The following is a 9,920-nucleotide window of genomic DNA, read 5'->3' as shown; positions in this document are numbered from 1 at the left end:
GGTCACCCGCGCCGAATACGCCACCATCACGTCGCGCATCAGCGGACCCATCGACGACGCGTCCGCCGCGATGTGATGCACCACCACCGCGAGCACATACTCCTGCGGCGCGTCCGCGATCCGCAGCAACCGGACTCGCACGGGCACTTCGGCGGTCACGTCGAAGGGGGTCGCCGCGAGCGTGTACACCTCGCGCTCGACTTCGTCCGCACCGATCGGGTGTACGGCCACATCCAGCGTCACCCGGCCCGCGGGCAACACCACCTGCACCGGACCGTCCGGCGTCTCCGGATACACCGTACGCAGCACCTCGTGCCGCGCCACCACATCGTGCAGCGCCGCACCCAGCGCCCCCACATCCAGCGCACCGGTCAACCGCAACGCAAACGGCAAATTATAAGCCGCCGAACCGATCTGCTCCGCAGCATCGTCGGACTGGTCGAAGCGGTTGAGGAACCACATCCGCCGCTGCGCCAACGACAACGGCAACCGCTCCGGACGAGCGATACTGCCCAACCGCACGCGGCGCTCACCGTCGGTATGCGACTCGAGCGTCGCCGCCAACGCCGCGACCGTGGGCGCCTCGAACAACGCGCGCACCGGCACCTGAGCCTCGATCGCCGCACCGAGTCGCGCCACGACCTGGGTGGCGACCAGCGAGTTACCGCCGAGGGCGAAGAAATCGTCGTCCGCGCCGACCCGGCTCACACCGAGCACCGCACCGAACACCTCGGCGACGATCTCCTCGACCGCCGTCGCGGGCGCACGGAATCGCCGCGCGGTGAAGATCGGCTCGGGGAGCGCCTTGCGATCGAGCTTGCCGCTGGGGTTCAGCGGGAACGCGTCGAGCGCCACGATAACGGCCGGAACCATATAGGCGGGTAGCGTTTCCGCGATCGCCGCGAGCAGTTCGCTCTGCTCGATCGAGCGCCCCGGCGCGGCAACCACGTAGGCGACCAATTGGTCGCCCAGGGACGAAGGCGCGACTACCGCCACCGCCTGGCTCACCGAAGGCTGCGCCAGCAGCGCCGTCTCGATCTCACCCAGCTCGATGCGCTGACCACGGAACTTCACCTGGAAATCGGTCCGGCCCAGATAGTCGAGCCGCTGCGGCAGTTCGTCGGTCGGCGCGCGCCAGACCACGAGGTCACCGGTGCGATACATCCGCTCGCCGTCGCCGAACGGGTTCGCCACGAACCGGTCGGCGGTCAGATCGGGCCGCCGCACATAGCCGCGGGCCAGCTGATCACCCGCGAGGTACAGCTCACCCGGAACACCCGCGGGCACCGGCCGCAACCACGCGTCCAGCACGTAAACCCGGGTGTTCCACTGCGGCACGCCGATCGGGACGGTGCGCTCGTCGGCCGCCGTCGCGGGCCAGTAGGTCACCGAGACGGCCGCCTCGGTGGGGCCGTACAGGTTGTGCACGGCGGCATCGGTCACCGCGCGCACCGCGCCGACGGTCTCCGGCGGCAGCGCCTCGCCGATCACGAAGATGTCGCGCAAGGTCGGGCACGAGCCGGGTGCGGTGTGCGCGGCGAAGACCGTCAGCATGGACGGCACGAAGTCGGTCACCGTCACGCCCTGCGCGGCAATGGTCTCCGCGACGTACATCGGATCACGATGTCCCTCGTGGCCGGCGACCACCAGCTTCGCGCCCACGCGCAGCGGCATGAAATAACCCCACAGCGAGACGTCGAACGTCGTCGCCGTCTTCTGCAGGTACACGTCGTCCGCGTCGAGCGGATACGCCGCCAGCATCCAGCTGATCTGGTTCTGGATCGCGAAGTGCGAGATCGCCACGCCCTTGGGGCGGCCGGTGGACCCGGAGGTGAAGATCACGTACGCCGGATGGTGCGGCAGCACCGGGCGCACCAGTTCTTCGGCGCGCACCGGAGAATCGTCGAATCGGTTCGGATCCAGCGCGTCCAGCAGTAGCACCGCGGTGCCTTCCGGCACGTCGACCGCGTCGGCGGAGGTGGTCAGCACGCAGACCGGCTGCGCCGTTTCGAGGATGTGCGCGATGCGTTCGGCCGGATGATCCGGATCCAACGGCACATACGCCCCACCCGCCGCCACGATCGCATACATCCCCACCACGAGATCCAACGACCGCCGAACCGCCAACCCCACCAACGACTCCGCACCCACACCCTGCGAAATCAACAACCGCGCCAAACGATTCACCCGCGCATCGAACGCACGGAACGTCAACTCCGCGCCCTCGTACACCACCGCGACCTCGTCCGCGTACGCCTCCGCAGCACGGCGATACCCGTCCAGCAGCAACTCGGCGGGCACCGGATACCGGGTGCTGTTCCACTCGAGCAGGATGCGTTCGCGCTCGGCGGGAGCGAGCAAGTCGATCGCGCCGATCGGCCGATCCGGCTCGGCGGCGGCGACGGCGAGCAGCCGATCCAGCCGCCAGGCGAACTCGGCGATCGTCCGTTCGTCGAACAGGTCGGTGGCGTAGGTGAACATCGCCGTGAAGCCCGACGCCGCGCCTCCGGCGTCGGGCACCACGGTCAATTGCAGATCGAATCGCGCCACGGCGCTGTCGAACTCCAGCACGCGGGCGGAAAGTCCGGGCAGATCTATCTCCGGCCGATTCAGGTTCTGGAAGAACAGCGCCACCTGGAACAGCGGGTGATGTGCCTGCGAGCGCACCGGATCGAGCACCTCGACCAAACGCTCGAACGGCAGCTCGGCATGTGAGAACGCACCCAGATCGGTTTCCTTCGTCTGGGCCAGCAGCGCGCGGAACGATGTGGCGAGGTCGATCCGGGTTCGCAGCACCAGCGTGTTGACGAACATACCGATCAACCCGTCGAGTTCCCGCTCGCCGCGGCCCGCCACGGGCGTGCCGATGGTGATGTCGTCGGTGCCGGTGAGCCGGGCGAGCAGCACCGCCAGCGCGCTGTGCACCACCATGAACTCCGAGGCGCCCGCGCTGTGCGCCAGCTCGGCGAGACCGCGACGCACCGAGGCGTCCACCGCGAACGCGTACTCCGCGCCACGGCCGGAGGCGACGGGTGGGCGTGGCCGGTCCGAAGGCAGGTCGATCCGGTCGGGGATGCCCGCCAAGGCGCGCCGCCAGTAGGCGATCTGGGCGGCGGCCACCGACTCCGGGTCGTTCTCGTCGCCGAGCATCGCGTGCTGCCACAGCGTGTAGTCGGCGTACTGCACCGGCAGCGGTTCCCAGGACGGGCGCGCCCCGTTACGCCGGGACAGGAACGCGCTGAGCAGATCCCGCAGGAACGGCGCGATCGAAGCGCCGTCGGCCGCGATGTGATGCACCACCACCACGACCACGTGATCGGCCGGGCCGATCTCGGCCAGTCCCATCCGCAGCGGCACTTCCGTCGCGACGTCGAAACCGGTCAGTGCCCGATCCCGCAGCCAGGCCGCGAGCTCGTGTTCGGCGACGGGCTTCGGCGCGAGGTCGGGGACGGCTTGCGCGGCAGGCAACACCACCTGATACCCCGTGCCATCCACCGCCGGATACACCGTCCGCAACGTCTCATGACGCCCGACCACATCCGCGACCGCCGCCTGCAACGCCGCCACATCCAACACACCCGACAACCGCACCGCGAACGGAATATTGTTCCCCGCCGACCCGGTATCGAACTGATTCAAAAACCACATCCGCCGCTGCGCCAACGACAACGGCACCCGCTCCGGACGCTCCACCGCCACCAATGCGTGCCGGTCACCGGCGCCCTTCAACGGCTCCAGCCGCGCGGCCAGCGCGGCGACGGTGGGGCTCTCGAAGATCAGCCGCGCTGGCACCCGCGCCGCGATGGCCGCGCCGAGCCGGGCCGCGACCTGCGTCGCGATCAGCGAATTGCCGCCCAGCTCGAAGAAATCGTCGTCCGCGCCGACCGGCGCACCGGGACCGAGCAGCTCGGCGAACACCTCGCTGACCAGTTCCTCCAGGGGACCGACCGGCGCGCGGAACACCTTGGTCTGTAGTCGCGGCGTGGGCAGCGCCGCGCGATCCAGCTTGCCCACCGGGGTCAGCGGGATGTCCTCCAGCACCATGACGACGGTCGGCACCATGTGCGCGGGCAGGATCTGCTCGGCGAAGGCGGCGAGTTCGGCCGCGTCGGCGACCAGCCCGGGCATCGCGTGCACATAGGAGACGAGGATGGTGACGCCGCTGTCCAGCTCGTGCCCCACGGTGACCGCGAAGTCCACCGTCTCGTGCGCCGCCAGCACCGCGTCGATCTCACCCAGCTCGATCCGGAAACCCCGGATCTTCACCTGGAAATCGTTGCGGCCCAGATACTCCAGCTCACCGTTCGGCGTCCAACGCACCAGGTCACCGGTGCGATAGAGCCGGGACCCGTTCGCGTCGAACGGGTTGGCCACGAAGCGGGACGCGGTCAGCCCGCGCCGCTCATGGTAGCCGCGGGCCAGTTGCGCACCGGTGATGTACAGCTCACCGGCCACTCCGCTGGGTACCGGGACGAGGCGTTCGTCCAGCACGTACTCGGTGACGGCGCGGATCGGCGCGCCGATCGTCACCGGCTCGCCGGGCACCAGCGGCGCGCTGATGTTCGTCATGATCGTGGTCTCGGTCGGGCCGTACCCGTTGAAGAACTCGCGGGTCCGCCCGCCCGATACCGGGAGCACCCAGCGCCGCACCAGCTCCGGCGGGCACGTCTCGCCGCCGGACACCACCACGCGCAGCTCGTCCAGCCCGGTCGGATCCACCGACGCGAGCGCGGCGGGCGTCACGAACGCGTGGGTCACGGCCTCCCTGCGGACCAGGGAGGCGAATTCCTCGCCGCCGAACACCATGGGGGACGCGATGACCATGGTGGCCGCGCCGCCCAGCGCGAGCAGCAACTCCAGCACCGAGGCGTCGAACGACGGCGACGCGAAATGCAACGTCCGCGACGCACTCGTCACCCGATACCGGTCACGCTGCTCGGCACAGAAACCCGCCAGCCCCGCCTGGGTGACCACCACGCCCTTCGGCTTGCCGGTGGAGCCGGAGGTGTAGATGACGTAGGCGGGATGCTCCGCGCGCAGCGGACGCACCCGGTCGGTATAGGTCACCGGGTCGGCGGCGAACTCCTCGAGCCGGCGCGCGCAGTCGGCGGTGTCGATGGACAGCCACTCCACCCGGGACGACAGACCGGCGCGGATCCGCTCGACGGTCAACCCGAAGACCGCGCCGGAATCGACCACCATGTGCTCGACGCGATCGGCCGGATAGTTCGGATCCACCGGCACGAACCCCGCACCGGTCTTCGCCACCGCCCACACCGCCACCACGGACTCCACCGACCGCGGAATACCCACCGCGACCAGATCCTCCGGACCCACCCCACGATCGATCAGCAACCGCGCCAACCGCGTGGACCGTTCGTCGAGCTCGGCATAGCTCAGTGTGGCGGTCGTGCTGGTCGCGTCGGCGAATACCACAGCCGCGCCGCTGGGGTTGGCCTCCACGGCGGTGGCCATCAACTGCGGCAAGGTGGTGACGCGGGGGCGGCGGGTCCGGGTCGGACGCACCCGGGCCGGGCGGGTCATCGGCGCACCGCTTCCGCAGTCTCGTCACACCGCTGCCCGACCGCCCGAACCATCGTGCTGCCTCACCCTGTCTATCGTCGCCACACGCACGTCACCATGCTGCCCGCGCTGTGATCATCGAACGCGCGCATGCCGATCGTTACCTAACCGCAGGCCCACGCCGAGCGCGACCGGCCACGACCCGTGAGTTTCCGGGGCGCGAGCGGACGCGTCGGACGAGCGCCGGGGACGATTATTCCCTGCCGACGCCCGATCCGGGTCGCGACGTCGGCAGGGACGATCATCGGTGGGTGTCCAGCAGAGCGGCCAGCTGCGGACCGATCACCGCCAGCGCCTCCGGCGTGGCCATTCGCGCGTGCGTGACCTCGACCGGCCGGTCGACGACCATGCCCTGCACGTGCGGCCACCAGTCCGCCGCGGCCGCGCGCAACTCGTCGGCGGGGTCGGCGACGGCCGCGCTGAAGTACTGCACGGTACCGCGGAAGACGCCGGGCCGGTGCTGGGCGATCAGCTCCGCCGAGCGGACCGCGCTGCGATAGATCCGGCGCAGCCGCTCCGGGGTCAACGCCACCAGATCCGGCGGGATCATGGCGTGCAGCGCGGCCAGCGACTCGTCGTCGAGGTCGTAGACATCCTCACCCGCGGCGGCCGTCGTACCGAGACCGAGTTCGGCCAAGGCGCCGCGCACCGCCGCGCGGAAGCCGGCGACGTCCGGATTCGGATGGCTGTCCATCATGGCCAGCAACTCCACCTGCTCGCCCGCGTCCTGCAACTCGGTGGCGATGGCGTGGGCGAGGACACCGCCGAGCGACCAGCCGAGCAACCGGTAGGGACCCTGCGGTTGCACCGCCCTGATCTCGGACAGGTAGCGCTCGGCCAGCTCGGCCAGCGAATCGGGCAGCTCGCCGTCCTCCGACAGCGCGGGCGATTGCAGCCCGAAGATCGGCTGATCGGCGGGCATGAACTGGGCCAGGCCCGCATACGACCAGGCCAAGCCGTACATCGGATGCAGGCAGAACAGCGGGGCCGCCGATCCGCTTGCCCGGATGGGGAGCAGCACGTCCAGCGCCGCGGTGGCGTCGGCGTCGCCCGCGTCGATGCGGGCGGCCACGCCGGCGACCGTGGCGTCGGTGAAGAACCACTGCACCCGCACCGTCGCTCCGGTCGTATCCCGCAGTCGCCCGGCCACCTGTGCCGCGAGCAGCGAGTTACCGCCGAGGGCGAAGAAGTCGTCGTCCAAGCCGACGCGGTCGGCGCCGAGCAGTTCGGCGAATACTTCCGCCACCGCCTGTTCGGTGACCGTCCGCGGGGCACGGTAGGCGACCGCGCTGATGATCTCCGGTGCGGGGAGCGCGCGGCGGTCCAGTTTCCCGTTGGGGGTCAGCGGCAAGACGTCGAGGACCACCACGGCGTCGGGCACCATGTACCCGGTCAGGAACTCGGCGACACCGGACCGGACCGCCGCCGGGTCGATACGCACGCCGGTGTCGGGCACGATGTAGCCGATCAGGCGCTCACCCGACTGTTCGTCGGCACGCACCAGCGCGACCGCCTGCCCGACACCGTCGCAGCGCAGCAGCGCGGCTTCGATCTCCCCGAGCTCGATGCGGAACCCGCGCAACTGCACCTGCTGGTCACCACGCCCGGCGTACTCGAGAGCGGCGTCGTCGTCACCGGCGCGCCACCGGCCGATATCGCCACTGCGGTACATCCGCGATCCCGGCGCGCCGAACGGATTCGCGACGAACCGCGTCGCGGTCAGTCCCGGCCTGCCCAGATAACCGCGCGAGAGCTGCGCCCCGACGACATGGATCTCACCGGGCACCCCCACCGGAGCCGGATGCAGACGCCGATCCAGCACATACGCGTCCAAACCGGGCAGCGCCCGGCCGATCACGCTGGCCGGGTTGTCGGCGCTGTGCCCATTTAACGGCAGGAACGACACATGCACCGTGGTCTCGGTGATGCCGTACATGTTCACCAATCGCGTCCGGTCGCCGTGGCGGTCGTACCAGCGGCCGAGCTTGCGCAGATCCAGCGCCTCGCCGCCGAACACCACATATCGCAGCGCCGGCTCACCCGCGTCCGCCGCTCGATCCGCTTCCACCAGCTGGTAGAACGCCGACGGGGTCTGGTTGAGCACCGTCACCCGCTCGCGGATCAACAGTTCCCGGAACTGCTCCGGCGACCGCGAGGTCACATAGTCGACCACGACGACGCTGCCGCCGTGCGCCAGCGCGCACCACAGTTCCCACACCGAGAAGTCGAACGCGTAGGAGTGGAACAACGTCCACACATCGGTCTCGCCGAACTCGAACAACGGCTGGGTATTGGCGAACAGCTCGACCACATTGCGGTGCGCGACGCCCACACCCTTCGGGACACCGGTGGAGCCGGAGGTGTAGATGACGTACGCCAGGTTGTCCGGGCGCAACCGCCCCAGCCGCTGCGCGTCCCCGACCGGTGCGTCCGAATAGGATTCGGCCTCGGTCAACAGCACCACCGGCAACTCACCGGCAGGCACCGCATGGCGCTCCTGCGCCGTGGTCAGCACACACACCGGAGCGGCGTCGTCGAGCATGAATTCCAGCCGCTGCACCGGATAGGTGGTGTCGATCGGTAGATACGCCGCCCCAGCGATCAGTACACCCAACAGCGCGACCGGTAGTTCTTCGGTACGTGGCACCGCGACGGCGACCACCGACTCCGGACCCGCGCCCTGGGCGATCAGCGCCCGCGCCACCCGATTCGCGCGCCTGTGCAGCTCACCGAAGGTCAAGCTGGTGTCGCCGAAACGGATCGCGACCGCGTCCGGACGCGACCACGCCTGCTCGGCGATCACATCCGGCAAGGTCGCGCCGGGCACCCACGCCCCCGGCGCATTCCACGCGCGCAGGACCTGGTCGCGTTCGCCGGTCCCGAGCACATCGATGTCACCGACCACGGCGGTGGCGTCGGCCGCGACCGTCGCCAGGATCCGGCGGAACCGGTCGGCGAAACTCCGCACGGTCGATTCGTCGAACAGGTCGGTCGCGTAGCCGATCACCACCGAAAGGCCCTGTGCGCTCGGCTGTTCGGCCAGGGTGATCTGCAGGTCGAACTTGGCCGCCGACACCTGCGGATCGATGCCGGACACGGTGAGTCCGGGCAGCTCGAGCGTCGCCTGCGCCAAGTTCTGCAGCACGAGCATCACCTGGAACAGTGGATGCCGCGCCGCCGAGCGGACCGGATCGAGCAATTCGACCAGGCGCTCGAACGGCAGGTCGGCGTGACCGAACGCCGCGACGTCGGTCCGGCGGACCTCGGCGAGCAGCGCGTCGAAGGAGTCACCGGGGTTCACTTCGGCGCGCAGCACCAGGGTGTTGACGAACATGCCGATCAGGTCGTCGAGTTCGGCCTCGCCGCGGCCGGCCGCCGGGGTGCCGATGGCGATGTCCGAGGTGCCCGACAGCCGGGCCAGCAACACCGCGAGCGCGGCGTGCACCACCATGAACAACGTCGAATTGTGCTGCTGGGCGAGGCGTTCGAGCGCGGCGTGCAGGTCGGCGTCGATGTCGAAGGCGAAGGTGGCGCCGCGATAGGACGCCTGCGCCGGGCGCGGCCGGTCGGCCGGGAGCGGCAATTCGTCCGGCAGGGCGGCGAGCGCGCCGCGCCAGTACTCGGCCTGCTGCGAGATGAGGCTGTTCGGGTCGCTCTCGGAACCGAGCACCTCCCGCTGCCACAGGCTGTAGTCGGCGTACTGGACCGGCAGCGGGGCCATGGCCGGCGCCGAGCCTCTGCTGCGCGCCTCGTAGGCCAGCACCAGATCCCGGGTGAGCGGGCCCAGCGACCAGCCGTCGGAGCTGATGTGATGGGCGACGAACGCGAGCACGTGCTCGGTGGCGTCGTCCGCGTTCGCGACCTCGAACAGTTCCACCCGGAACGGGACCTCGGTGGTGACCTCGAATCCGGCCGTCACGACCTCGGTCACCGCGGCGACCAGCTCGGCCGCGTCGACGCGGGTGGGTACGAGGCTGATCGGCACCTCGGCCGCCGGAAGCACCTGCTGTATCGGACCGTCGGCCGTCTGCGGGTAGATCGTGCGCAGGATCTCGTGCCGCGCCACCAGATCCGCGACGGCCTGCCGCAACGCCGCCAGGTCCAAGTCGCCGGTGAGGCGGATGGCCGCCGGGATGTTGTAGACCGACGACGCCGGATCGAACTGGTTGAGGAACCACATGCGCTGCTGCGCCAGCGACAGCGGAATGCGCTCCGGACGCGGCCCGGCCACCAGGGCTTTACGCCCGCCGGTGCCTGCGTGCTGCTCGACCTTCGCGGCCAGTCCGGCGACGGTGGACGCTTCGAACAGCACACGCACCGGAACCCGCGCATCCAGC

The 9,920-nt window shown here is 69.9% G+C and carries 2 protein-coding genes; both read right to left on the bottom strand.

Going from position 1 to position 9,920, the window contains the following annotated elements; all coding sequences use genetic code 11:
• Positions 1 to 5,544, bottom strand: a 5,544-nt coding sequence (locus tag NNI01S_RS32675; RefSeq protein WP_157115167.1) for a non-ribosomal peptide synthetase, incomplete at its 3' end; no start/stop codon positions are given.
• 280 nt (positions 5,545 to 5,824) lie between these two features.
• Positions 5,825 to 9,920 (bottom strand): non-ribosomal peptide synthetase (locus NNI01S_RS32670; protein WP_157115166.1); only part of this gene is annotated, 4,096 nt, incomplete at its 5' end.

The sequence above is a fragment of the Nocardia niwae NBRC 108934 = DSM 45340 genome (assembly GCF_001613465.1).
GTDB classification, from domain to species: domain Bacteria; phylum Actinomycetota; class Actinomycetes; order Mycobacteriales; family Mycobacteriaceae; genus Nocardia; species Nocardia niwae.
Note: the sequence above shows the minus strand (reverse complement) of the source record. Positions and strands in the feature narration are given on the sequence as shown.